Source organism: Variovorax paradoxus NBRC 15149 (genome assembly GCF_001591365.1).
Lineage (GTDB): Bacteria > Pseudomonadota > Gammaproteobacteria > Burkholderiales > Burkholderiaceae_C > Variovorax > Variovorax paradoxus.
The window spans coordinates 2514401-2538963 of record NZ_BCUT01000001.1 but is presented as its reverse complement, the minus strand read 5'-3'; the positions used below and the strand labels follow the sequence as shown (position 1 = coordinate 2538963).

The following is a 24563-nucleotide window of genomic DNA, read 5'->3' as shown; positions in this document are numbered from 1 at the left end:
CGTCAGGGCTGCTGCCAGCGCAGCAGCCGCTTTTCTGCAAAGGCCAGCAGCGCATTGCTCGCGAAGCCGATCAGCCCGAGCAGCACGATGCCGGCGAACAGGTCGCTCGAGCGGAAGGCGCGCGCGGCCAGCAAAATGGCCTGGCCCAGGCCGCTTTGCGAGGCGATCATTTCGCCCACCACCGCGACGATCAGCGCAATGGTCAGCGCAAGCCGCATGCCGGCCAGGATGTCGGGCATGGCGTTGGGCAGGCCCATCTTCCAGACAAAGGCCGCGCGCGACATCTGCAGGCAGCGCGCCACTTCCGAGAGCCGCGGCTCCACGGCCGCGAAGCCGTGCACCGTGGCCAGCAGCACCGGCCACATCGCGCCGAAGGCCACCACGAACAGCACCATGCCGGGGTTCAGCCCGAAGATCGAGATCGCGAGCGGCAGCAGCGCGGAGGCGGGCAGCGGGCGAATGAATTCGAGCGTCGGCTGCACCCACGCGCGCACCGCGGGCGACACGCCGATGGCCGCGCCCAGCAGCACGCCGAACAGCGACGCCAGCAGCCAGCCCTGCAGCATGCGGCCGACCGTGGCCTGCGTGAAGGCGAGCAGTTCGCCGTTGCTGTTCGGGCCGCGGAGGTTGAGGCCTTCGAGCAGGCTGGCGAAGGTGGCCTGCGGTGTCGGCAGGAACACGCGGCTCACCCAGCCCGCGTTGCTCGCCATCCACCACAGCGCAATCAATGCAAAGAGCACGGCGAGCGAGCCGAGCCGGTTCACCAAGATGCCAACGCGGCCGTTGCCGTTCATGGCAGCACCCCCATGCGCCGAGCCACCACGCGCTGCAGCAGCACCATGCCCGCATTGACCGCAAAGCCCACCACGCCGATCCAGCCCAGCCACGCAAGCATCAGCGCGGGGTCGAAGCTCTGCTGCGCGATCATCATCGCGTAGCCCATGCCATTGGGATTGGCCGCGATCTCCACCGTGACGGCCACCACCAGCGCCACCGCCACGCCGAGGCGCAGCGCCACGAACAGGCGCGCCGCGATGGCCGGCAGCACGATCTTGAAGGCACGCTCGCGCGCCGAGAGCCCCAGCACGCGGCTCACCTCGAGCAGCCGCGGTTCGATCTGCTGCACCGCCGACTGCACCAGCACCAGCAGCGGCCAGAAGGTGGCAAAGGCGACGATGGCCAGTTCCATGCGCACGCCGAAACCGAAGGTCAGCATCGCGAGCGGAATCAGCGCCACCGAGGGCACGGGCCGCAGCACCTCGATGGAAAGCGAGCCGAGCTGCGCCGCGCGGCGCGAGAGCCCGAGCACCAGGCCCAGCGCAATGCCCAGCACCGCACCCAGCAGCAGGCCGAGCGCGGCCGTGCCCAGCGTGAAGCCCGTCGCCTGCCACAGCGAGCCATCGAGTGCCGCGCCCATGAAGGCCCGGGCCGCCGCGCTCGGCGGGGCGAGCGCATCGCTGCCCAAGGCGGCTGCGCGCCGCGCATACCACTCGAAGGCGCCGACCAGCAGGGCCGGAAAGACCCAGGGCCGCAGCCAGCGCAGGAGGCGGCGTTCAGTCATGGCTTTGCTCGATGAAGGCGAAGAGTTCGCGTCGCAGCTGCAGGTATTCCGGATGCTCCTTGGTCGTGAGCTGGTCGCGCGGCCGCGGAATCTTCACGTCGATCATCCGCGCCAGGCTGGGCCGCCCCGGCCCGGGGTTGGCCTGCAGCGCGATCACGCGGTCGCCCAGGTAGATGGCCTCTTCGAGATCGTGCGTGACGAACAGCACCGTGAGCCCGTCGTCGCGCACCAGCCGCGCGAGCTCGTCCTGCAGGCTCTGGCGCGTGAGCGCATCGAGCGCGCCGAAGGGCTCGTCCATCATCATGAGCTCGGGCTTCTGCGCGAGGCAGCGGGCAATCTGCGCGCGCTGCTGCATGCCGCCCGAAAGCTGCACCGGAAACTTCTGCGCATGCTTCGCGAGGCCGACCTTGCCGAGCACCTCGGCAATGCGCGGCGCGCGCTCGGCCGCAGGCACGCCAGCCGCTTCGAGCGCGAGGCTCACGTTGCCTTCGACCGTGCGCCAGGGCAGCAGCGCGCGGCCGTAGTCCTGGAACACGAAGGCCACTTCGCGCGACGGCTCGCTCATCTTCACGCCCTTGCGCCGCACCTCGCCGGCGCTCGCGGCGACCAGGCCGCTGGCCGCGCGCAGCAGCGTGGTCTTGCCGCAGCCGCTCGGCCCCACGATGCAGACGAACTCGCCGCGCGCCACGTCGAACGAGGTGGGCGACAGGATCTCGCGTCCGCCGAGCCGGATCGCGACGCCGTCGAAGCGAAGGAAGTCGGCGGCCGTGCTCACTTGGCGATCAGCTTCGCAACGTCGATGGAGGTCTTGAGCATGTCCTGGTCCTTCATCAGGCCGACCCAGTAGCCCAGCTGCTTCTCGCTCACCGTGGCGCCGGGCGGCGAGATCTGGATCTTCGCGAGCACTTCGGGCGGCAGCTTGATGTACTTGCCGATGGCCGCGCGCACCTTGGCGTCGTTCTTGGGCTGCTGCATGAAGGCCGCGGCCTCGACCAGCGACTCGCGGAACGCGCGCGCGGCGCCCGGGTTCTTCAACACCCATTCGCGCTTGGCCGCATGCACGATGGTCTGGTTGTTCTCGGGCAGGAAGGTGGAGTAGTACGAGGCCACGTAGCCCGCGCCGCTTTCGGTGATGCGGCTCATGAACGGGTCGGCCGACACCACCGCGTCGACCGAGCCGCCGCGCAGCAGGTCGGCATGCTGCGGGAACGAGGCCTCGACGAAGTTGACCTTGCGGTAGTCCACGCCGCTCTCCTTGAGCCAGGCACGGAAGGTCACGTGCAGGAACGCGCCGAGCCCCGGCACGCCGATCTTCTTGCCCACGCAGTCCTGCGGCCCCTTGATGCCCGAGCCGGCGCGCGCCACCAGGCCGAAGCCCGTGATGGTCTTGGACGTGAGCCCGCCGCCGGCCACCAGCACCAGGTCGAGCCCGCCGTCCACCGCCTGCAGGAACACCGAGGGCGTGGGCCCGCCGATCTGCAGCGAGTCGGACTGCAGCGCCGCGGGAATGGTGGAGTTGAGCGGAATGAACTTGAGCTCGACGTCGAGATTGCGCTTCTTGAAGTAGCCCTCTTCCGCGGCCACGAAGACCGAGGCGAAGTCGGACACGGCCGTGTAGCCGAACACGATCTTCGGGTTCGATTGCGCGCGCGAGGGCAGCGCCGCGGCGGCCGAGGCGGCGGCCAGCGCCGACAGCAGGGTGCGTCGTTTCATCATGTCTTCTGTCTCCTGGGGGTGGTTTTCTTCTGCGGGGCCTTGGGTCGCGGCAGCGCGGCGCGCAGCCCGCCGACGATGAAGTTCACCAGCATCGGCGCCACGGCCGGATCGCTGCGCCGGTTCTCGCCGCGCGAGAGCCGCTCGATGCGGCTGTCGTTCAGGTGGTGCAGCAGCGCCCCGAGCGAGAACTGGTAGCCCCAGGCGGCCTGCCCGCGCGTGGCATGCGGCAGCGCGACGTGCAGCGCGTCGATGTAGGCCTCGGCCAGCGGGTCGAAGTAGCCGCGCAGCACGCGGTCGGCTTCCTCGGTGGCGTGATAGAGCTCGCGCGCCACCAGCAGCGCGTAGTACTCGCCCTCGGCGCTCGCACGCAGCGCCAGCACCGGCCCGGTGAAGGCCTCGATGATGCGAGGCAGCGTGCGCGCGTCGTCAGGGTCGTTATCCACGGCCTTCAGGCCCGCGAGCCGCTCCTCGATGCTGTGGCTCCAGTGCTCGAAGATCGCGTGGAAGAGCTCGTGCTTCGGACCGAAGTAGTAGCCCACCAGCGCCAGCGGCACGCCCGCTTCCTCGGCGATCTGGCGGATGGTGACCGCGTGGTAGCCGTGCTGCGCAAAAAGCTTTTCCGCCGCCAGCAGGATGGCGTGGCGCCGATCGGGCCGGGCGGCTTCGGCAGCGGCGGCCGGGGCGCGGTGGGCGCTTCGCCTGGCGGGCGGGGTGCGGGTGTTCATCGGGCGTATTGAACGTCTGTACAAAACTATTGAACACGCGTACAAACCCTGAGGTCAAACCCGGTTGAACGGCGCGGAATGCGGCATTAGGCTCGGTGCATGCCCGCTCCCAACATTCCCCAGATCCGCCTCTACCAGGACTGGCTGCGCGAGCAGCGCGGCCTGTCCTTCGACACCTATGACGCGCTGTGGCGCTGGTCCGTGACCGATCTCGACGCCTTCTGGCAGAGCATCTGGGACTACATGGGCATCGTGTCGCCCACGCCGCACACGGCGGTGCTGGCCGACGACCGCATGCCCGGCGCCACGTGGTTTCCGGGCGCCGAGGTCAACTACGCGCGCGAGGTGCTGCGCCATGCCGATGCGGCGCATGCGGCCGGCCTGCCGGCCATCGTGAGCGACAACGAGCTGGGCGAAGTGCGCGAGATGCCCTGGCCCGAGCTGCGCCGGCAGGTGGCCTCGGTGGCGCTCACGCTCAAGTCGCTGGGTGTGCAGCGCGGCGACCGCGTGGCCGCCTACCTGCCCAATGTGCCCGAGACCATGGTGGCCTTTCTCGCGTGTTCGAGCATCGGCGCGGTGTGGAGCGTGTGCGCGCCCGACATGGGCACGGCCGCCGTGGTCGACCGTTTCCGCCAGATCGAGCCCAAGCTGCTGATCGCCGCCGACGGCGTGCACTACGGTGCCAAGCCCATCGACCGCAGCGCGGTGGTGCAGGAGCTGCGCGATGCGCTGCCCAGCGTGCAGAAGCTGCTGTTGCTGCGGACGCCCCATGCCGCGCAGCAGCTCGCCGCCGACGCCGACTGGCAGGCCGCCAGCGCGCGCCGCGACGCCGAGGTGGCGGCCTTCGAGCCCGAATGGCTGCCCTTCGACCACCCGATCTGGATCGTCTATTCGAGCGGCACCACCGGCCTGCCCAAGCCCATCGTGCACGGGCAGGGCGGCATCATCATGACGATGTACGCCTGCGGCCTGCACAACGACATCGGCGCGAGCTACGGCGCCAACAACTTCGACGAGCGCTTCCACTGGTACAGCTCGACCGGCTGGGTCATGTGGAACTGCCAGCTCGCGGGCCTGGCCTTCGGCGCGACCATCGTCATCTACGACGGCCATCCGGCCGGCAGCAAGGAGAAGCCCGACTGGGCCGTGCTGTGGCGCTTCGTCGCGAAGCACCGCATCACTTTCTTCGGTGCCGGCGCGGCCTACTTCACCAACTGCATGAAGGCCGGCGTGGTCGCGGCCGAGTGCGGCGACCTGTCGCGCGTGCGCGCGCTCGGCAGCACCGGCTCGCCGCTGTCGGAAGAGGTGCAGCGCTGGGGCACGGCGCAGCTGCTGGCCGCGGGCGCGAGCAGCGTGTGGTGGTGCAACATTTCCGGCGGCACGGATTTTTGCGGCGCCTTCGTCGGCGGCAACCGCGAGCTGCCCGAAGTGCCCGGGCAGATGCAGTGCCGCCAGATCGGCCATGCGGTGGAAGCCTGGAACGAAGACGGCAAGCCCGTCATCGGCGAGGTGGGCGAGCTGGTCTGCACGCGGCCCATCCCATCGATGCCGCTGTACTTCTGGGGCGACGAAGGCAACGCGCGCTACCTGTCGAGCTACTTCGACACCTACCCCGGCGTCTGGCGCCACGGCGACTGGATCAGGATCGGCGAGGACGGCGGCTGCATCATCTACGGCCGCAGCGACGCCACCATCAACCGCCTGGGCCTGCGCATGGGCACCAGCGAGATCTACAGCGCCGTCGAGGCGCTGCCCGAAGTGCTCGACTCCATGGTGGTCGACCTCGAATACCTGGGCCGCGAAAGCTACATGCCGCTGTTCGTGGTGCTGCGCCCCGGCGTGGCGCTCGACGATGCGATGCGCGGCAAGATCAACCACGCGATCAAGACCTCGCTCTCGCCGCGCTTCCTGCCCAACGACATCTTCCAGGTGGCCGAGATCCCGCGCACGCTCTCGGGCAAGAAGCAGGAGCTGCCGATCAAGAAGCTGCTGCTGGGCCAGCCGCTTCAGAAGGTGGTCAACCCCGAGGCCATGGCCAACCCCGGCTCGCTCGGCTGGTACGTGGAGTTTGCGGCGCGGCGCGCCGCGGCCTCTCAGGGCATCAGCAGTTCGTAGAGCACCATGCGCGTCTGGCGGCCGCGCAGCGCCACCCGCTCGTCGATGCGGCGCGTCTGCAGCCGGCCCTTCAGGCCCGCGCAGGTGACCTCCGAGATCAGCGTGTGCGTGCCCAGCTGCTTGTTGATGCCCTCGATGCGGCTGGCCACGTTGACCACGTCGCCCAGCGCCGTGTAGGACAGCCGGTCGTTGGAGCCCAGCACGCCCGCGATCGCCACGCCGGTGTGGATCCCCACGCGCGTGCGGAACTCGGGCAGCCCGTCGGCGCGCCACCTGCGGTTGAGCGCACTCGTCTCGATGTGCAGCTGCAGCGCGGCCAGGCAGGCGCGGTACTCCGCGTCCTTCAGGTCGGCGGGCGCGCCCCACAGCACCATGATGCCGTCGCCCATGAACTTGTCGACCACGCCGCCGTAGCGCGCCAGCACGCGGGTGGCCAGGTTGAAGTATTCGGTCAGCATGCGCACCAGCACATTGGCTTCCATCGATTCGGAGATCCGCGTGAAGCCCTCGATGTCGGTGAACATCACGGTCATGCGCCGCGGCGACCCGCTGGGCGCCAGCGCCTGGCCCTCGGCCACGAGCTGGCTGATCACGTCCACCGGCACGAACTTGCTGAACGCCCTGAGGCTGCGCGCCGATTCGTCCAGCGCCCGGTCCAGGTTCTGGATCTCGAGCACGCGGCTCGGCTCGCGCGGCAGGTCGTCGAGCTCCAGCAGGCCGATGCGGCGCGCGATTTGCGCGAGCTTCTCGACCGGCGAGGTGACCAGCCTGGACAGCTGCAGCGACACGAACAGCGCGGCCGCGAGCAGCGCCAGGCCCAGCAGCAGCCACCACAGCACGGCGCGCCGCAGGGCGCCGAGCACGAAGTCCTCGGGCACCCAGCTCACCAGCTGCCAGCCGGCCGAAGGAATGCGCGAAGCCTGGGCCAGGTAGCCGCGCCCTTCGTGCTCGAACGAGAAGGCCGCGCCGCCCGCGCCGTCCGGCGTGCGGTTCTCCAGCATCTGGGCGTGCAGCGCGCCCAGCACGCCGGTGGGCGGCTCGGGCTGGCGCAGCACGCCGGGCTGGTCGCTGCGCGCGAGCACCTGGTCGCCGGCGTCCAGCAGGGCGCCGTCGCCGCGGCCGTCGCTTGCGAACAGCCGCACGAACTGCGAGAGCCGGCCCAGCGAGACATCGCCGCCCACCACCAGCAGCCGGGGGCCGCCTTCGGCCGCGCGGCGCTTGCTGGGCAAGGCATAGCTCACGCCCAGCTCCTGCGTCGCGGCGAAGGCGTAGGGCGCGGTCCACACGGGCCTTTGCATCTGGCGCGCCTGCTGGTACCAGCGCTGCAGCCGCGGGTCGTAGCCGCTGCGGAAGGACTCGATGCGCTGCGTGGCGAAGCGCTGCTGCGCGTCGATCTCGGGCGCGGGCGGCAGCTTGTACTGCCAGGTCTCGATGGCGAGTTCGCCGGTGCCCGCGCCGCGCGCGATGCGCCGGATGGCCGGCACCGGGTAGCGCAGCGCCATCAGCATCTGGCCCGTGTCGTCGGCCACGTAGAGGCTGTCGAGCTCGGGCGCCTGCTGCAGCAGGGTCCACAGAAGCTCGGCCGTGCGCTGGGCATGCTCGCCCGCGGCGCCGAGGCTGGGCGCGCCGGCCAGCGCACCGACCGCCGACTCGGTCTTGGCGAGGACCGCGAGCATGTTGTCCTCGGTGCGGTAGTGGTTGGCCGCGTGCGCGGAGGCGCCGATCTTCGCCACCAGCCGCTGCGAGCCCCAGTAGCCGAGCGTGGCCAGCAGCAGCGACTGCGTCAGCGCCACCGCGCTCACGATGGTGCTCACGTCGACCCTGAAGCGGCGCGAAAGCCGCGCCACGGCGGCGGAAAATTCAAAGAATGCGAGAGGCGGCTTTCCCGCCCCACCCGCAGACCCGGATGAGTTCTTCTTGTTCATACAGCTCCCTGTCGACCACTCGAACGCACCCGCGGCCGTCACGTCGGGCCGCGGATCGCATCCGGCCGCTCGCTGCCCCGATCGTTTGGTTGTCGGAAATCATGGCGAGCACCCGGGGTGCAGGGCGGATTTTGCGCGACTTCGGGCCGCGCGCGTCATGGCACGGTCGTGCGCAAGAAGCGGGCTTGGCTAGCGCGCGTCGTGGAAGATGATTCCCAGCGTGTGCCGCCGCCCCGCGCGCACGCGGCTCACGCCGTGCCGCATGGTGACGCGGTAGCTGCCGCGCGTGCCCGCCACGGGCCGCTGGTTGACCGCGAAGACCACCGCCTCGCCCTGCGCGAGCGCCACCACCTCGGCGCGCGACTGCATGCGCGGGCGCTGCTCGGTGAGCACGAATTCGCCGCCCGTGAAGTCTTCGCCCGGCCGGCTCAGCAGCACCGTGAGCTGCATCGGGAACTGCAGGTCGCCGTACAGGTCCTGGTGCAGGCAGTTGTAGTCGCCTTCGACATAGCGCAGCAGCAGCGGCGTGGGCCGCAGCTGGCCCGCCGCATGGCAGCGCGCGAGATAGGCCGCGTGGTCCGCCGGGTAGTCGGCCGGCTGGCCCATCGCGGCGGCCCATGCGTTCGCGAGCGGCGCGAGGCGCTCGTACAGCGCGCTGCGCCAGGCCGCGACCGGAGCCGGCAGCGGGTTGCCGAAGTACTGGTACTCGCCCTGGCCGAAGCCGTGGCGCTGCATCACCACGCGGCTGCGGAAATGGCCGGGCTCGTCATACAGCGCGGCCAGCGCGGCGCACTCCTTCGGGCTGAACAGCACGCCCGTGGTTGCGCAGCCGCGCGTGGCAAGCTCGGTTTCGATGCGGGGCCAGTCGAGGGCGCGGACGATGTGGGCAGGAGAGGTCGGCATGCCGAAAGTGTGCGGCCGCCGCGGGCGCGGCGCTCGCTGTTTCCGGACATGGGTTCCGGCCGCGGCGATGCCGCAAGAGGACGTCAGAACGAGAGGGCCACGGGCGCGAGCTCGCCGATCTCCACGCGCACGGCAGTGCCCGCCGACGCGAACAGCATGCCGGTGCACGAACCGCTCGTGACGATCTGCCCGGCCTTGAGTCCGGCGCCGCGCGCGGCGCAATGGTTGGCCAGCCACACCAGCAGCGCGCCCGCGTCGGGGCTCGGATGCTCGCCCACGGTGTGCGCGACGGTCTGCCCGTCGAAGTGCAGCGCGGCCTCGGCGCGCTGCAGGTCGAACCAGGCCGGCGCGAAGGGCTGGCGCTGCCCCAGCACCAGCGCGCCATGGCTCAGCAGGTCGGCCAGCAGGGCGTTGGCATGGGCGCCGAACCAGTCGGCCAGCCGGGTCTCGACGACCTCGATCACCGGCAGCACCGACTCGACGGCGCCTGCCACATCGGCCAGCGTGTAGGGCGCGGCGCGCGGCGGCAGGTCGGCGCCCAGCTGGAAGCCGACCTCGGCCTCGATGCCGCGCAGCCGCCATGCCGGACCCTGCAGGCGCACGCCGCCGGGCAGCAGCCCCTCGGCCGGCAGCGGCGCGCAGGTGGGCTCCTGGCCGGGCGCGCGCGCGCCCACCTTCCAGCCGCCGACCGGGCCGATCGCCGCCAGCGTGGCGTCCTGGATGGCATAGGCCTCGGCGCGGCTGGCCGTCTGCAGCAGCGCCGAGGGCACGCGCCGGCCCTCGCGCCGCGCGAGGTGCAGCGCGTGCGCGGCGCTGGCGGGCGCAAGGCCGCCGGCCGCCGCGCTCACAGGGCGGGAAAGCGCTGCCACGGATGGGCGCGTTCGAAATCGCGGGCCAGCGCCAGCAGCGCGTCGTCGCCGCCTTCGCGCGCGACCAGCTGCAGCCCCACCGGCAGGCCTTCGGCAAAGCCGCAGGGCAGCGCGATCGCGGGCAGGCCCAGGGCGTTGACGAAGCCCGCGAACACCGCATGGCCGCGCGGGCCGACCTCGCGGCCATCGATGCGCGGCGGATGGGTGTCGGCCGCGGGCCAGGGCAGCGCCGCGGTCGCGGGGGTCAGCAAAAAGTCGTGCTGCTCGAACAGGCCCGCGAGTTCGCTGCGCAGGCGCTCGGCCTCGAACAGCAGCTCGAACAGCTCGCGCGCCGAGGCGGCGCGGCCGGTCCCGGTGTTGGCCTGCATCGCGGGGCCGAACAGCGCGGGATCGAAGGGCCGCGGCCAGAGTTCGCGCGGATGGTCCACCAGCCAGGCCAGCCCTACCTGCGCGAGCAGCGGCCAGCGCTGGTTCACCGCCTCGGCCAGTTCGAAGCGCGGCAGCGTCGTGACCTCGTGCCCGAGCGCGGCCAGCTTCTCGGCCGCGGCATCCACCAGCCGCGCGATGCGCGGGTCCACCGGGTGGTCCGCGAAGCGCGGCAGGTAGAGGATGCGCGCGGCCTTGGCTTTGTGCGGCGCATCGGCCGCCGCGCGCGGCGCGATCGCCCGCATGACCGCGGCCACGTCGTCCACGCAGCGTGCCATCGGCCCCACCACCTCGAAGTCCAGGAAGATCGGCGGCAGGCCATTGCCGCGCCGCACGCGGCCGCGCGAAGGCTTGAGCCCGACGAGGTTGGTGTGCGAGGCGGGCCGGCGGATGGAGCCGCCGCCATCGGTGCCCAGCGCGATCGGGCAGCCGCCCGCGGCCACCAGTGCCACCGCGCCGCCCGAGGAGCCGCCGGGCGTGAGCGCCGGGTTCCACGGATTGCCGGTGGGCCCGAAGACCGGGTTGGCGGTGTAGCCCTGCATCGTGAACTCGGGCACGTTGGTCTTGCCGAAGATCACCGCGCCGGCTTCACGCAGCCGCGCCACCGGCAGCTCGTCGCGCTCGGCGACAAAGCCGGCCAGCGCGCGGCTGCCCCAGTGCGTGGGCAGGCCGCGCACCTGCAGGTTGTCCTTGATGGTGGCGGGCACGCCGTCGAGCGCGCCTAGCGCGCGGCCCGAACGCCAGCGCGCGGTGCTTTGCGCCGCGGCCTCGGCCGCGCCTTCGGCATCGAGCACCACCAGCGCATTGAGCCGCGGGTTCACCTCGGCCGTGCGCGCCAGGCAGGCCGCGAGCGCCTGCTCCGGCGTGAAGGCGCCGGCGCCAAAGCCTTCGGCGAGCTGGGCCGCCGTGAGTTGCCAGAGTGCTTTCATCGTGCGCTTGCCGCAGTGGCCCGGCTCACATGTGGCCCGGCAGCCAGGTCACCAGCTGCGGCACGGCCAGCAGCAGCAGGGTGAACAGGATCATGATCAGCGCATAGGGCAGCGCGCCGTAGATCGCGTCCTCGATGCCGCCCCTGTCGGGCCGGATGCCGTGCACCACGAACAGGTTCATGCCGACCGGCGGCGTGATGAGCCCGAGCTCGCACATCAGCACGATGAAGATGCCGAACCAGATCGGATCGACCCCCAGCGCGGTGGCGATCGGATAGGTGATCGGAATGGTCGCCACCTGCATCGACAGCACGTCCATGAACATGCCCAGCACCAGGTAGAACAGCATCAGCGCAAGGATCAGCCCGGTGGCCGACAGGCCCAGGCCCGAGACCCACTTGGTCATGGCCTCGGCCACGCCGGTGAGGCTCACCGTCAGGTTCAGCACGAAGGCCGCCACCACGATCAAGAGGATCATGCCGCTCACGCGCGCGGTCGAGACGAAGCAGTTGCGCATCAGCTCCCAGCTGAGCTTGCCCGAATGCAGCACGAAGCCCAGCGCCGCAATCACGCCGAGCGCGGCGCTCTCGGCCGCGGTGGCAATGCCGAAGTAGAGGCTGCCCATGACGATGCCGAACACCACCGCCGGCGGCACCAGGTGCACCAGCGCGCGGATGCGCGCCTTCAGCGGCACCTTGGGCTCGCGCATCGCGTTGCCGCTCGCCAGGCTGGAGCCCGCGATCCACAGCATGAAGAAGCCGGTCAGCAGCAGGCCCGGGATGATGCCCGCGATGAACAGCTTGCCGATCGAGTTGTTGGTGAGCGAGCCATACACGATCATGTTCACGCTCGGCGGAATCAGGATGCCCAGCGTGCCGCCGGCGGCCAGGCTTCCGAGCGAGGCGCGCATCGAGTAGCCGCGGCGGTGCAGCGACGGCAGCGCCACCGTGCCCACCGTGGCCGCGGTGGCCACCGACGAACCCGAGGTGGCCGCGAACAGCGCGCAGCTGCCGATGTTGGTGTGCAGCAGCCCGCCGGGCAGGCGGCCGAGCCAGGCCGACAGCGCGATGTACATGCGGTCGGCAATGCCCGAGCGCAGCAGCAGTTCGCCGAGCAGCACGAACAGCGGCACCGAGGTCAGCAGGTTCTCGTTCTGCACGCCCCAGACCACGGGCGCGATCGAGTCCATGAAGGGCGCGCCGTAGGCCGCGATGCCGCCGACGATGCCCACCAGCGCCATCGAAACGGCAATCGGCATGCCAACCAGCATCATGCCCAGCATCGCGAGGAACGCGAGCCCTATGACGAAGAGGTTCATGGCCTGCCTCCTTCGCCGGGCTGCGGGGCCTGGCGCACCGCGAGGTCGTCGAGCTCTTCCTTGAGCTCTTCCTTCGCGCTCTTGGGATGGAAGTCGGTGTTCAGCGCCGCGATGTCGCCGCGCAGCAGCAGCTGGGTGGCGCGCAGCGCGAGCCCGCAGGCCACCAGCGCGAAGACCACGAGCCCCGCATACCAGACGCCCTGCGGAATGATCAGCGGCGTGGCCCACGGCGTCTGCGCGGTGCTGCGGTAGGCCATGGTGTCGCCGATCACCTTGAACGCCACCCAGCCGATGAACACCGCGAGCGCGGCCAGCGACACCGCCGAGATCCAGTTCAGCAGCGCCTGCACGCGGGCCGGGAACTTCTCGTGGAACACGTCGACGCGGATGTGGTTGCGCCCCATGAGCGCGAGGCTGAAGGCAATGGTCGAGCCCACCGCGAGCGCATAGCCGCCGAGCTCGTCCGCGCCCTGCAGCGAGATGTTGAACAGCTTGCGCGCGGCGGTCTCGACGGTCACGATGACCGACAGGCCAAGGAAGATCGCCCCGAAGACGGTGGCCAGCACCGTCTCCACGCGCGTCTTGAAGCTGGCGTGCCGCGGCGCGGCCGGCGCTTCTTCCGGCGATGCGGCGGTGGGCTGCGGCCGCTCGCTCATGGCCGCGCTGCTCACTTGTTGAGCCCCAGCACCGGCGCCACCGTGGCCTGCCAGCCCTTGGAGCAGCCCGGGTTCGACTTGTCGCAGACCTCGGCCCACACCGGCAGCGATACCTTGCCGACCGCGCCGCGCACCAGCTCGAGGTCGGCCGGCGTGACCGGCACGTCGACCAGCTTGAACTTCTTGCCGGTGGTGCACGGGTCCCTGCCGGCGTTGCAGTTGAGCGCATCGCGGAACAGCTCCTCGGAGTACTTCCACACCTCGTCGGTCAGGCCGTCGAAGGCGGCCTTGAGCTTGGCCTGCTGGTCGGGCTTGAGCGCGTTCCATGACTTCATCGTCATGCCGTAGCCGTTGAGCGCCATCTGGAAGCCGATGGCCAGCTGGTGCGTGGTGACCTCGGGCCAGCCGGCCGAGTTGGCCGAGCTCGGCCCGGTGATGGCGCAGTCGACCACGCCGAGCGACAGCGACTGGTGCGTGTCGGCGAACGACACCGGCACCGGCGTTGCGCCCACCAGCTCGATGAACTTGGCCAGGTTCTGGTCGTACACGCGCACCTTCATGCCCTTGATGTCGGCCAGCGAGGCAATCGGCTTCTTGCAGAACAGGATCTGCGGGCCGAAGGGCCATACGCCGAGCAGCTTCACGTTGAACTGCTGCTGCAGCCGCGCATCGACCGTGTCGAAGTAGGCCTTGGCCACCTTGCGGCCGGTGGCAAAGTCGGGCGCGGCGCCGACCAGGTCGAGGCCCAGGATCGTCGGTTCGTCGCGCGAGTTCTGCGACACGCGCAGCGAGACGATGTCGAACAGGCCCGCCTTCATCACGCGCAGCTGCTCGGTGTCCTTGATGCCGAGCGTGTCGATGGGCTTGTAGTCGACGTCGATCGGCAGGCCCGTGCGGGCCGCGAAGTTCTCGAAGAAGGGCTGTTCCTTGTTCTTCTGGATGAGCCCGGTGGCCAGCGGCTGGCCGATAGCCTTGAGCTTGATCCGCTCCTGCGCCTGGGCGGCGGGAAGGGCGAGCACGGTGGCCAGCGCGAGCAGGCAGGCCGCGGCGAACGGCCTTGGAAAAGAGGGCTTGGCAAGAGGGCGCAGCGGCATGATTTCTCCTGGAAGGGCAAAGGTGGGCGGATCGGCAAGGCGGCAATGCAGGAGGCCATTGAAGCGCGCCGCATGGCGCCCGCGCAGAGTTTTCCGCGCACCGGGAACGGCAGAAAAAATCTTTGCGGATCAAGCACTTGGCGCTGCGCGCCGGTGGAAGACGCGCGGCCGGCGGCTACTTCAGGCGCCCGCCGTAGGCCGCGGTGATCTCGTCGGCGGCGCCGCGCACCGTGGCGCCCAGCTGCGCGAAGTCGGCCGCCTTGATGCGCTGCGTCGGCCCCACCAGCGAGATCGCGCCGAAGGGCTGGCCGTGCTCGTCGCGGATGGCGGCGGCAATGCAGCGCAGGCCCACGGCGTTCTGCTCGTCGTCCACCGCATAGCCCGCGCGGCGCACCTCGCCCAGCGTTTCGTGCAGCCGCGATGCGCGTGCGATGGTGTTGGGCGTGAGCTTGGGCAGGCCGTAGGTGCGCAGGTACTGCAGCACGTCGTCCTCGGCCATGGCGGCCAGGATCGCCTGCCCCATGGCGGTGCCGTGCAGCGGTGCGCGGAAACCCGGCTTGCCGATGGCGCGCATCAGCTCGCGGCTTTCCACCTGTGTGACGAACACGATGTCGCCCAGGTCGGCAATGCCCAGGTTGATGCTTTCGCCCGAGCTGTCGCGCAGCCGCCGCATCACCGGCAGCGCCAGGTGCGCAATGCGGCGCCGGCGCCCGAAGGCCGCGCCCACCGAGAAGCAGCGCACGCCCACATACCAGAGGCTGGTTTCGCGGTCGAACTGGACGAACTGGCGCTGCTCCAGCGTGGTGAGCAGGCGGTGCGCGGTGGACGATGAGAGGCCGCTGCGCGCCGCGATGTCGACCAGGCGGTAGCCCTCGTCGTCGTCGGCCAGCAGTTCGAGCAGCTGCATGGCGCGCGTGAGCGATTGCACGGTGCCGTCGCCGTCGCGGTCGATGCGCATGACCTTGCCGGCGGCCTTGGAAGAGGAGGAGGAGCGGGGGGAGCTGCTGTCCGTCATGTCCAGATCCTTGCAAGTTGCACGCCACCCCCGCCGCCGGCACGGCCTCAGCCGCTCAGCGCCGGTGCGTCCGGCTATTTTTGTCGACAAAAGTATTGAATATTGTCGACATCATCCTCGCCAATCGAGTGCCCCGGGGGCAGTGATTACGCGGATGCCGGCCATCGGCGGCATCCCGCCGCGGCTACAGCCACTTGCCGCTGCCCGTCGGCATCTGGATGGTGGTGGCGGGGTCGCCGCTGCTCACCAGCGAATCGATCGCAATGCTCAGCAGCGAGATGAAGATGCTCGCGAAGAACGCGGTCCAGAAGCCCGAGAGCTTGAACCCGCGCACCAGCGCGGCCACCAGCATGATCATCAGCGCGTTGATCACCAGCAGGAACAGGCCGAGCGTCAACAGCGTCAGCGGCAGCGTGAGCACGATCAGGAGCGGCTTGACGACGGCATTGGCCAGGCCCAGCAGCAGGGCCGAGATCACGAGCGCGGAAGTGCTCTCGAACTTGATGCCGCGAAAGATCAGGCTGGCCACCCACAGCGACAGCGCGGTGATGGCCCAGTGCACGAGAAAGGGAGCGAGGTTGTTCAGCATGGTATGAGGGGCGCAAGGCGGTGCGCGCGATGGTGCGGACCATCATATCGGCACTGTCTTGGCTAGACGGCGCTGCGCTGCGCCTCGGCCAGCAGCCAGTCGCTGAAGAACTTCAGCAGCGGCCGCTGGTCGGCGCGCTCGGGCGTCACGAGGTAGTAGTTGCGCTCGCCCGACAGCGGCCGCGCGCAGGCCACCACGAGTTCGCCGCGCGCGAGTTCGTCGGCCACCAGCATGGTGGGCATCAGCGCCACGCCCAGGCCGTGCGAGGCGGCCGCGGCCAAGATGGAAAAGAGCTCGTAGCGCGGCCCGCCGCGTGCATTGGGTGCATCGACCTGCTGCGCGTCGAACCACTGGCGCCAGCCGTCGGGCCGCGTGCTCTGCTGCAGGAGCGGCATCTGCGCGATGGCCGCGGGCGCGACCGCCTTGCCGCGCAGCAACAGCGAGGGGCTGCACACCGGCACCACGTCCTCGTGCATCAGCATGAGCGCGCGCGTGCCGGCCCAGTTCTCGACCTGCGCGGGCGTGCCGGCATACAGCGCGGCGTCGAACTCCGCGTCGGCAAACAGGAAAGGCCGGGTGCGCGTCTCGATGTGCACCACCACGTCGGGCTGCAGCGCCGCAAAGCCCTTGAGCCGCGGCATCAGCCAGCGCGTGGCAAAGGTGGGCACCGCCGCCAATGAGAGCGAGCCGCCTTCGCCCTGGTGCGCCATGGCGTCGAGCGTGTCGCGCTCCATCGCCTCGAGCCGCTTGGTGATCTGGCGCGCATAGGCCGCGCCGCTCGCGGTGAGCGCCACGCCGTGGCGCGTGCGGCGGAACAGCGCCACGCCCAGGAAGGCCTCGAGCGTGCCGATCTGGCGCGACACCGCGCTCTGCGTGAGCGCGAGTTCCTGCGCGGCGCGGGTGTAGCTCTCGTGGCGCGCGGCGGCGTCGAAGCACACGAGGGTCTGCAGGGGCGGGATCTTGCGGCGCATGTATGCCGCAAGTGTATGACTGGAGGAGTGCCGTCACCAATGGAAACGTCTCCTCCTATGGGTGTCAGATGTGCACAAGACGCATATCTGGGTGAGGATTCATCGTTTGCGCCCAACCCCCCGCATGGCTAGGATCGGCCCATTCCCCCCTTTTTCCCTCTTCCGGAGACAAGCACATGGCCGCCAAAGCGCAATTCCACTGGGACGATCCCCTTCTTCTCGACCAGCAGCTGACCGACGAAGAACGCATGATCCGCGACGCGGCCAATGCCTACTGCCAGGAGCGCCTCGCGCCCCGCGTCATCGAGGGCTTTCGCAGCGGCGAGACCGACCCCGCCATCTTCCGCGAAATGGGCGCGCTCGGCCTGCTCGGCCCCACGATCCCCGAGCAGTACGGCGGCCCCGGCCTCAACTACGTGGCCTACGGCCTGATCGCGCGCGAAGTCGAGCGCGTCGACTCGGGCTACCGCTCGATGGCCAGCGTGCAGAGCTCGCTCGTGATGGTGCCGATCAACGAATTCGGCACCGAGGCGCAGAAGCAGAAATTCCTGCCCAAGCTCGCCACCGGCGAATGGATCGGCTGCTTCGGCCTGACCGAACCCGACCACGGCTCCGACCCCGGCAGCATGGTCACGCGCGCCAAGAAGGTGCCGGGCGGCTACTCGCTTTCCGGCGCCAAGATGTGGATCAGCAACTCGCCCATCGCCGACGTGTTCGTGGTCTGGGCCAAGGAAGTCAGCGAAAGCGGCACCGTGGGCCCGATCCGCGGCTTCGTGCTCGAGAAGGGCACGAAGGGCCTGAGCGCTCCGGCGATCCACGGCAAGGTCGGCCTGCGCGCCAGCATCACCGGCGAAATCGTGATGGACGGCGTGTTCTGCCCCGAGGAAAACGCCTTCCCCGAAGTGCAGGGCCTCAAGGGCCCCTTCACCTGCCTCAACAGCGCGCGCTACGGCATCTCCTGGGGCGCGCTCGGCGCCGCCGAAGACTGCTGGCACCGCGCCCGCCAGTACACGCTGGACCGCAAGCAGTTCGGCCGCCCGCTCGCCGCCAACCAGCTGATCCAGAAGAAGCTGGCCGACATGCAGACCGAGATCACGCTGGGCCTGCAAGGGAGCCTGCGCCTGGGCCGCATGAAGGACGAGGGCACGGCCTCGGTCGAGATCACCTCGATCATGAAGCGCAACAACTGCGGCAAGGCCCTGGACATCGCCCGCCTGGCGCGCGACATGATGGGCGGCAACGGCATCAGCGACGAGTTCGGCGTGGCGCGCCACCTGGTGAACCTGGAAGTGGTCAACACCTACGAAGGCACGCACGACATCCACGCGCTCATCCTGGGCCGTGCCATCACCGGCATCGCCGCCTTCGCCAACTGAACGAAGAGCGCATGACGGCCACCAAGCCCGCAGCCCTGGACGGCATCAAGGTCCTCGATCTGTCCCGCGTGCTCGCGGGCCCCTGGTGCACGCAGATCCTCGCGGACCTGGGCGCCGACGTCGTCAAGATCGAACGCCCCGGCGTCGGCGACGACACGCGCACCTGGGGCCCTCCGTTCATCAAGGACGCGGACGGCAACGACACCGACCAGGCCAGCTACTTCACGGCCTGCAACCGCAACAAGCGCTCGGTCACGGTCGACATGGCCACGCCCGACGGCCAGGCGCTCCTGAAGCAGATGGCGGCGCAGGCCGACATCGTGGTGGAGAACTTCAAGACCGGCGGCCTGAAGCAGTACGGCCTCGACCACGAGAGCCTGCGCGCGGCCAACCCGCGCCTCATCTACTGCAGCGTGACCGGCTTCGGCCACGACGGCCCCTACGCCGAGCGCGCGGGCTACGACCTGATGATCCAGGCCATGACCGGCATGATGAGCATCACCGGCCGTCCCGACGGCGAGCCCGGCGGCGGCCCGCTGCGCGTGGGCGTGGCGCTCACCGACCTGTTCACCGGCGTCTATGCAAGCACCGCCATCCTCGCGGCGCTGCAGGTGCGCGGCCGCACGGGCGAAGGCCAGCACATCGACATGGCGCTGCTCGACGTGGGCATGGCCATCCTCGCCAACCAGGCGAGCGCCTTCCTCAACACCGGCAAGGCACCGCAGCGCCAGGGCAACACGCACCCGAGCCTCGCGCCGTATCAAGACTTTCCGACGCAGGACGGCTCGATGCTGCTGGCCATCGGCAACAACGGCCAGTTCGCGCGCTTCTGCGAAGCGGCTGGCCATGCCGAGTGGGCCGCCGATGCGCGCTTTGCGACCAACACGCTGCGCGTGAAGCACCGCGGCGTGCTCATCCCGATGATGGAAGAGCTCACGCGCACCCGCAGCACCGCCGACTGGGTCGCGCTGCTCGAAGACAAGGCCGTGCCCTGCGGCCCGATCAACGACATTGCGCAGGCTTTCGACGACGCGCAGGTCAAGTCGCGCGGCCTCGCGGTCACGCTGCCGCGCGATGCGGGCGACGGCATCGCCAGCATCACCGGCGTGGCGAGCCCGCTGCGCCTCACGGCCACGCCGCCCGTGCTGCGCCATGCGCCGCCCGCGCTCGGGCAGCACACGCGCGAGGTGCTGGCCGAGTTCGGCATCGATGGCGCGCGCTTCGACGCGCTGCGCGCGGCCGGCGTGGTGTAGCAAGGAGAGCAAACCATGACGGACCCGATACACAGCCCGCCGTTCTCGGTGCTGCGCATCGATCATGTCGTGCTGCGCGTGAAGGACGCGGAGCGCGCCATTGCCTTCTACCGCGACGTGCTCGGCTGCGCGGTCGAGAGGCGCCGCGACAACCTGGGGCTCGTGCATCTGCGCGCCGGCACCAACCTCATCGACCTCGTCACGCCCGATGGCCCGCTTGGCAAGCAGGGCGGCGCGCTGGCCGGCAAGGAAGGCCGCAACGTCGACCATCTCTGCCTGCGCATCGAGCCCTTCGACGAAGCGGCGATCCGCGCATTGATGGCGCGGCACGGCGTGCCGGTGCACGGCGAGGTGCAGAACAACTTCGGCGCCGAGGGCAATGGGCCTTCGATCTACATCACCGACCCTGACGGCAACAGCGTCGAGCTCAAAGGGCCGGCAGGCAACAGTTAGCTGGCGCGTCCCAGGATCGCCACGCCAAACACCGCCACGCCGAGCGCGAGGTTCAGGCTCACCAACTTGCGGACCATGTCGAGCCGCCCGGCCGCCACCGGCCACGCGCTTTCCTCCACCGCGCGCCGCAGCGCCTTGAACACCGAGGCGCGGATGTACACGTAGATGCCGGCCATCCCGATGGCGATGCCCATCATCGCCTCGATGCGCCAGTGCACCGCGCGGAAGCCGCCCGCGAGCAGGATCATCGCCACGCCGGTCACGAACAGCAGCGTGACGGCCGCGTCCACGCCCACGAAGAAGCGCCGCAGCACCGCCGCCATGGTGCGCAGCCGCAGCGGCGGCTCCAGCGTGGCGACCGCGGCGGGGCGCACCGCGAAGTGCAGGGTGGCCATGCCGCCGACCCAGAAGGCGGCGGCGAGAAGATGGATGAAGAGCAGGAAGGCGTAGGACATGGGGCCGATCAGAACACCGAAAGCTGTGCCCGCGCAATGTCCGAGCCGTTGCGTTAAAACCCCATCCTTCGCACGCAACAAAGAAAGATGAGGCTTCCATGACCCGCACCGTCGCCCAGAAACGCGCCGAGTTCCGCGCGCTGCACGAACAGGGCTGCTTCGCCATTCCGAACCCCTGGGACAAGGGCAGCGCGCGCTACCTGCAGGGCCTGGGTTTCAAGGCGCTGGCCACCACGAGCTCGGGCCATGCCTGGTCGCAGGGCCTGGCCGACGGAGGGCAGTCGCGCGACACCATGCTGGCCCACCTGCGCGACATCGTCGGTGCCACCGACCTGCCCGTGAATGCGGACTTCGAGAACGGCTTCGCGGCCGATGTAGAGGGCGTGGCCGAAAGCGTGCGCCTCGCGGTCGAGACCGGCGTGGCAGGCCTGTCGATCGAGGATTCGACCGGCGATGCGGCCAATCCACTGTTCGAGATCGGCGTGGCGGTCGAACGGCTGCGCGCGGCGCGCCGCGCCATCGACGCGGCCGGCGGCGACACGCTGCTGGTGGGCCGCGCCGAGAACTTCTTTGTCGGCCGCCCCGACCTGGACGACGCCATCGCCCGCCTCAAGGCCTACGCCGAGGCCGGCGCCGACTGCCTCTACGCGCCGGGCATCCGCACGCGCGAGCAGATCGCGGCGGTGGTGGCCGCGGTGGCGCCCAAGCCGGTCAACCTGCTGATCGGCTGGGCCAGCGAGCTCGGCATGCAGGACATTGCCGCGCTCGGCGTGCGGCGCGTCAGCGTGGGCGGCGCGCTCGCCCGCGCGGCCTGGGGCGGCTTCGACCGCGCCGCCCGGGCGCTGGCCGAGAAGGGACGTTTCGATGGCTTCGAAGGCGCGGCCTCCGGGGCCGATCTCGATGGCTTCTTCGGCCGGTTCTCCGAATAGCGCGCGGGCCGGCGCCATGGATGCGCTGCTCGCGGAAATCCGCGGCTGCACCGCCTGCGCCGCGCAGCTGCCGCTGGGCCCGCGGCCCGTGGTGCAGGCCAGCGCCAGCGCGCGCCTCTTGATCGTCGGCCAGGCGCCGAGCCTGACGGTGCACGCCACCGGCCTGCCATGGGACGACAAGAGCGGCGAGCAGCTGCGCCGCTGGCTCGGCATCGAGCGCGAGGTTTTCTACGACGCTGCGCGCATCGCGATCATGCCGATGGGCTACTGCTACCCCGGCCGCGGCAGCAGCGGCGACCTGCCGCCGCGCCGCGAGTGTGCCGAGCTCTGGCATGCGCGCCTGCTCGCGCAGATGAGCCGGGTCGAGCTCACGCTGCTGATCGGCCAGTACGCGCAGCGCCATTTTTTGGGCGCGGCGCGCAAGGCCGGCGTCACCGAGACCGTCGCGGCCTTTGCGGAATTTGCGCCGCGCTTCATTCCGCTGCCGCATCCGTCGCCGCGCAACACCGGCTGGTTCAAGCACCATCCGTGGTTCGAGAGCGAGGTGCTGCCGGTGCTGCGCGAACGCGTGCGGCAGGCGCTCGCGCAGCCCTAGGGTGCCGCAGCCACCGAGGTGCCTGCCCCATCGAAGGGCCGCGCGGCATAGACCACGCGCCCGCCCACCACCGTCATCAGCGACACGGTCTTGCCGATGCGCTCCAGCGGCACCGAGAAAAAGTCCTGGTCGAGGATCGCGAAGTCCGCGAGCTTGCCCACTTCGAGCGTGCCGCGCCTTGCCTCGTCGAAGCTGAACCACGCGCTGCCCACCGTGTAGAGCCGCAGCGCCTGTTCGCGCGTGGGCGTCTCGTCGGCACCGCGCATCGCCTTGCCGCTCACGGTCCTGCCGTCGAGCATCCATTGCAGCGCGACAAAAGGGTTGTACGAAGCCACGCGGTGCGCATCGGTGCCGGCGCCCACGTTCACGCCGGTGCGCAGTGCGCTGCCGATGGGCGGCATGCGGCGCGCCGCCTCGCCGCGCGTGGCGAGCGCGCGGTCGCCCTGGAAGTACATCGCGTCCTGCATGGTCCAGCCGATGCCCAGCGCCTTCATGCGCGCGAGCGTCTCGGGCGAGGCGTCGTCCAGGTGCGCGATCGACCAGCGCAGCTCCTTGATCGGCACTTCGGCGTTGAGCTTCTCGTAGAGACCGAGCAGGTGGTCGACCGAGCCGTTCTCCTGCCAGTGGATGGTGACCGCGAGCCTGCGCATCGCCGCCCACTTGATGAGCTCGTAGAACTTCTCCTTCGCGGCTGCGTCGGGAAAATTGTTGTTGTACATCGCGAGCGTCACGCGCTCGCCGAGGCCGTTGAACTTGAGCATGTCGTCGCCAAAGCCCATCGGCAGCATCTGCGTGAGCTCTCGGAACTCCTGCAGCTCGGCGCCGGGCTTCTGCGCGAACACGCTGTAGGCCACGCGCAGCGTCAGCGCCTTCTCGCGCCACAGCTCGAACAGCGCCGCGTACTGCGACGGCGCAATGCTGAAGCCGCCCGGGTCCACCAGGCCGGTGACGCCCAGGCGGTTCAGCTCGCGGAAAAAGGCGCGCGTGCCGGCCAGGTTGTCGTCGTAGGTCGGCTTGGGCAGCTTGTCGAAGAGGGCCGAGATGCCGACGATGTCGCCCGTCATCCAGCCCGGCGCACCGTCCGCCGCGGGCTTCATGCCGGCCGGCAGCGTGCCCGCCGGAACGCCCAGCGCCTCGAGCGCCTTGGGCGTCATCACCACCGCTTCGTAGAACAGCTGCACGTACACCGGATGGTTCGGTGCCGCCTCCTGCAGCTCGGCCGCGGTGGGGCGGCGGCGCTCGACGAACTGCTGCTCGGTCCAGCCACCCGCCACGATCAGCCAGCCGCCGGGCCGCGCACGCGCGGCCGCGGCGCGGATGCGCTCCATGGCTTCGCCGATGCTGCCGGCGCCGATCCAGTTGACCTCGGTCGAATAGCTCAGCGCCGCGCGCACCGCATGCATGTGCGAGTCGATGAGCCCCGGGACCACGGTGCGCCCGCCCGCATCCACCGTGCGCGTGATCGGGCCCGAGAGCGCGCGCACCTGCGCGGCATTGCCGACCGCCACGATGCGGCCGTCGCGCACGGCCAGGGCCTGCGCGGTGGTGGCGGCCGCGTCGAGCGTGGCGATCTTCGCGTTGGTGACGATCAGGTCGGCCGGCTGGGCCTGTGCGGCAGGCGGCCGCAGCAGCAGTGCAGCCGCCCCGGCCGCCATGAGCAGTGTGCGCATGTTCAATCCACCTTGATGCTCGCGGCCTTGACCACCTGCTGCGCCTTGGTGGTTTCATCGGCAATGAACTTGTTGAACTGCGCCGACGGCATCGTGAAGGGCTCGGCGCCGAGCTTGTCGAGCCGTTCCTTGAGTTCGGGCGAGGCCATGATCTTCGCGACCTCGGCCTGCAGCCGGTCCACCACCGGCTGCGGCGTCTTCGCGGGTGCAAAGAGCCCGACCCAGAACAGGTACTCGGAACCCGGCACGCCGGCCTCCACCGTGGTGGGCGCCTCGGGCAGCGCGGGCGAGCGCTTCGCGGTGCCCACGGCCAGCGCCTGCAGCTTGCCGCTCTTGATGAGCGGCAGGGCCGACACCATCGGCGCGAAGAACCAGTCGACACGTCCGGCCATCACCTCGGTCATGGCCTCGGGCGTGCCGCGGAAGGGCACGTGCTGCGCATCGAGCCCGGCCGCGAGGCGGAACACCTCGGCATTCATGTGCGTGGCCGAGCCATTGCCCGCGGAGCCGTAGTTGAGTCCGCCCGGATTGGCCTTGGCCTTTGCGACCAGGTCCCGCACGTTCGCGAAGTGCGAAGGCCCGGTCACCAGCACGTTGGGCAGGCTCGCCATGGGCGTGATGCCGGTGAAGTCCTTGATCGTGTCGTACGACAGGCCCTTGTAGATCCATGGATTCACCAGGTGCCCGGCCGAATGCACCAGCAGCGTGTAGCCGTCGGCTGGCGCCTTGGCCGTGATGGCCGCACCCAGCGTGCCGCCGGCGCCGGGCTTGTTGTCCACCACCACGCTGGTGCCCAGCGCGGGCCCGAGCTTCTCGGCCACGAGCCGCGCGACGATGTCGGTGCCGCTGCCCGCCGTGAAGGGCACCACGAGCTTGATCGGCTGCGTGCCGGGCCATGGGTTCTGCGCGTGTGCGGCGCCGAGCGTGCCGATGGCCGCGAGCGCCGCGGCCAGCGTGAGCGCCTGCCGGCGGCTCCAGGTGTCGAATGTCTTCTTCATGCGTCTTGTCTCCGTTGATTTA

24 protein-coding genes are annotated in these 24563 nt (G+C 70.1%); 6 read left to right on the top strand and 18 right to left on the bottom strand.

What is annotated here, in order from left to right:
* Positions 1-2: 2 nt before the first annotated feature.
* Genes VPA02S_RS11765 through VPA02S_RS11745 form a run of 5 tightly spaced genes read right to left on the bottom strand, consistent with a single transcriptional unit; the run spans position 3 to position 4002 of the window.
* Positions 3-794, bottom strand: a complete 792-nt coding sequence (locus tag VPA02S_RS11765; protein ID WP_062363848.1) for an ABC transporter permease — start codon at positions 792-794, stop codon at positions 3-5.
* Entirely contained in the window at positions 791-1561 is a 771-nt protein-coding gene (locus VPA02S_RS11760; protein WP_018903341.1) for an ABC transporter permease, read from the bottom strand. The genes VPA02S_RS11765 and VPA02S_RS11760 overlap by 4 nt, the downstream gene beginning before the upstream one ends.
* Positions 1554-2336, bottom strand: coding sequence for an ABC transporter ATP-binding protein (locus tag VPA02S_RS11755; RefSeq protein WP_018903340.1), 783 nt, complete (start codon positions 2334-2336; stop codon positions 1554-1556). Before VPA02S_RS11755 ends, VPA02S_RS11760 begins: the two co-directional genes overlap by 8 nt.
* Positions 2333-3277 carry an ABC transporter substrate-binding protein gene (locus tag VPA02S_RS11750; protein ID WP_012745270.1) on the bottom strand — a complete coding sequence of 315 codons (945 nt, stop codon included), beginning with the start codon at positions 3275-3277 and terminating at the stop codon, positions 2333-2335. Before VPA02S_RS11750 ends, VPA02S_RS11755 begins: the two co-directional genes overlap by 4 nt.
* A complete protein-coding gene (locus VPA02S_RS11745; RefSeq protein ID WP_012745271.1) occupies positions 3274-4002 on the bottom strand; it encodes a TetR/AcrR family transcriptional regulator in 729 nt (242 codons plus the stop codon). The genes VPA02S_RS11750 and VPA02S_RS11745 overlap by 4 nt, the downstream gene beginning before the upstream one ends.
* A gap of 99 nt (positions 4003-4101) precedes the next feature.
* Here VPA02S_RS11745 and VPA02S_RS11740 point away from each other — a divergent pair, with 99 nt between their 5' ends.
* A complete protein-coding gene (locus VPA02S_RS11740; RefSeq protein WP_012745272.1) occupies positions 4102-6117 on the top strand; it encodes an acetoacetate--CoA ligase in 2016 nt (671 codons plus the stop codon).
* On the opposite strand, the gene VPA02S_RS11735 is transcribed toward VPA02S_RS11740, so the two are convergent.
* From VPA02S_RS11735 to VPA02S_RS11690, 10 genes are all read right to left on the bottom strand, one after another.
* Positions 6096-8042, bottom strand: a complete 1947-nt coding sequence (locus VPA02S_RS11735) for an adenylate/guanylate cyclase domain-containing protein (RefSeq protein WP_012745273.1) — start codon at positions 8040-8042, stop codon at positions 6096-6098. The genes VPA02S_RS11740 and VPA02S_RS11735 overlap by 22 nt on opposite strands.
* Positions 8043-8231: 189 nt before the next feature.
* Positions 8232-8945: a 2OG-Fe(II) oxygenase gene (locus VPA02S_RS11730; RefSeq protein ID WP_012745274.1), complete on the bottom strand. Its 714-nt coding sequence runs from the start codon at positions 8943-8945 to the stop codon at positions 8232-8234.
* A gap of 83 nt (positions 8946-9028) precedes the next feature.
* Positions 9029-9814: a 2-keto-4-pentenoate hydratase gene (locus VPA02S_RS11725; RefSeq protein WP_244883452.1), complete on the bottom strand. Its 786-nt coding sequence runs from the start codon at positions 9812-9814 to the stop codon at positions 9029-9031.
* On the bottom strand, positions 9790-11169 hold the full coding sequence (locus tag VPA02S_RS11720; protein WP_012745276.1) for an amidase: 1380 nt from the start codon (positions 11167-11169) through the stop codon (positions 9790-9792). Before VPA02S_RS11720 ends, VPA02S_RS11725 begins: the two co-directional genes overlap by 25 nt.
* 25 nt (positions 11170-11194) lie before the next feature.
* Complete coding sequence (locus VPA02S_RS11715; RefSeq protein WP_012745277.1) at positions 11195-12487, bottom strand: TRAP transporter large permease; 1293 nt, start codon at positions 12485-12487, stop codon at positions 11195-11197.
* The gene (locus tag VPA02S_RS11710; RefSeq protein WP_012745278.1) at positions 12484-13143 is read right to left on the bottom strand and encodes a TRAP transporter small permease subunit; all 660 of its coding nucleotides are present in this window, start codon (positions 13141-13143) and stop codon (positions 12484-12486) included. The genes VPA02S_RS11715 and VPA02S_RS11710 overlap by 4 nt, the downstream gene beginning before the upstream one ends.
* A gap of 11 nt (positions 13144-13154) precedes the next feature.
* Complete coding sequence (locus VPA02S_RS11705) at positions 13155-14237, bottom strand: TRAP transporter substrate-binding protein (protein ID WP_012745279.1); 1083 nt, start codon at positions 14235-14237, stop codon at positions 13155-13157.
* 175 nt (positions 14238-14412) lie between these two features.
* Positions 14413-15252, bottom strand: a complete 840-nt coding sequence (locus tag VPA02S_RS11700; protein ID WP_012745280.1) for an IclR family transcriptional regulator — start codon at positions 15250-15252, stop codon at positions 14413-14415.
* A 184-nt stretch (positions 15253-15436) separates the two neighbouring features.
* A complete protein-coding gene (locus VPA02S_RS11695) occupies positions 15437-15841 on the bottom strand; it encodes a phage holin family protein (RefSeq protein ID WP_012745281.1) in 405 nt (134 codons plus the stop codon).
* Between the two features lie 62 nt (positions 15842-15903).
* On the bottom strand, positions 15904-16812 hold the full coding sequence (locus tag VPA02S_RS11690) for a LysR substrate-binding domain-containing protein (RefSeq protein ID WP_012745282.1): 909 nt from the start codon (positions 16810-16812) through the stop codon (positions 15904-15906).
* Positions 16813-16988: 176 nt separating this feature from the next.
* Here VPA02S_RS11690 and VPA02S_RS11685 point away from each other — a divergent pair, with 176 nt between their 5' ends.
* From VPA02S_RS11685 to VPA02S_RS11675, 3 genes are read left to right on the top strand one after another with little or no spacing between them, the layout of a single operon-like run.
* Positions 16989-18188, top strand: a complete 1200-nt coding sequence (locus tag VPA02S_RS11685; RefSeq protein ID WP_012745283.1) for an acyl-CoA dehydrogenase — start codon at positions 16989-16991, stop codon at positions 18186-18188.
* Positions 18189-18199: 11 nt separating this feature from the next.
* A complete protein-coding gene (locus VPA02S_RS11680) occupies positions 18200-19441 on the top strand; it encodes a CaiB/BaiF CoA transferase family protein (protein WP_012745284.1) in 1242 nt (413 codons plus the stop codon).
* 15 nt (positions 19442-19456) lie between these two features.
* Positions 19457-19894: a VOC family protein gene (locus VPA02S_RS11675; RefSeq protein WP_012745285.1), complete on the top strand. Its 438-nt coding sequence runs from the start codon at positions 19457-19459 to the stop codon at positions 19892-19894.
* On the opposite strand, the gene VPA02S_RS11670 is transcribed toward VPA02S_RS11675, so the two are convergent.
* Positions 19891-20349 (bottom strand): CopD family protein, encoded by a 459-nt coding sequence (locus tag VPA02S_RS11670; RefSeq protein ID WP_062363846.1) that lies wholly within the window; start codon positions 20347-20349, stop codon positions 19891-19893. The two genes, VPA02S_RS11675 and VPA02S_RS11670, sit on opposite strands and share 4 nt — an antisense overlap.
* A 98-nt stretch (positions 20350-20447) precedes the next feature.
* On the opposite strand from VPA02S_RS11670, the gene VPA02S_RS11665 reads away from it, so the two are divergent.
* Both VPA02S_RS11665 and VPA02S_RS11660 read left to right on the top strand, forming a co-directional pair.
* A complete protein-coding gene (locus tag VPA02S_RS11665) occupies positions 20448-21278 on the top strand; it encodes an isocitrate lyase/PEP mutase family protein (RefSeq protein ID WP_012745287.1) in 831 nt (276 codons plus the stop codon).
* 16 nt (positions 21279-21294) lie between these two features.
* Positions 21295-21873: a uracil-DNA glycosylase family protein gene (locus tag VPA02S_RS11660; protein ID WP_012745288.1), complete on the top strand. Its 579-nt coding sequence runs from the start codon at positions 21295-21297 to the stop codon at positions 21871-21873.
* Here VPA02S_RS11660 and VPA02S_RS11655 read toward each other — a convergent pair.
* On the bottom strand, positions 21870-23543 hold the full coding sequence (locus VPA02S_RS11655; protein WP_012745289.1) for an amidohydrolase: 1674 nt from the start codon (positions 23541-23543) through the stop codon (positions 21870-21872). The genes VPA02S_RS11660 and VPA02S_RS11655 overlap by 4 nt on opposite strands.
* 2 nt (positions 23544-23545) lie before the next feature.
* Positions 23546-24541, bottom strand: coding sequence for a tripartite tricarboxylate transporter substrate binding protein (locus VPA02S_RS11650; RefSeq protein WP_012745290.1), 996 nt, complete (start codon positions 24539-24541; stop codon positions 23546-23548).
* Between the last annotated feature and the right edge of the window lie 22 nt (positions 24542-24563).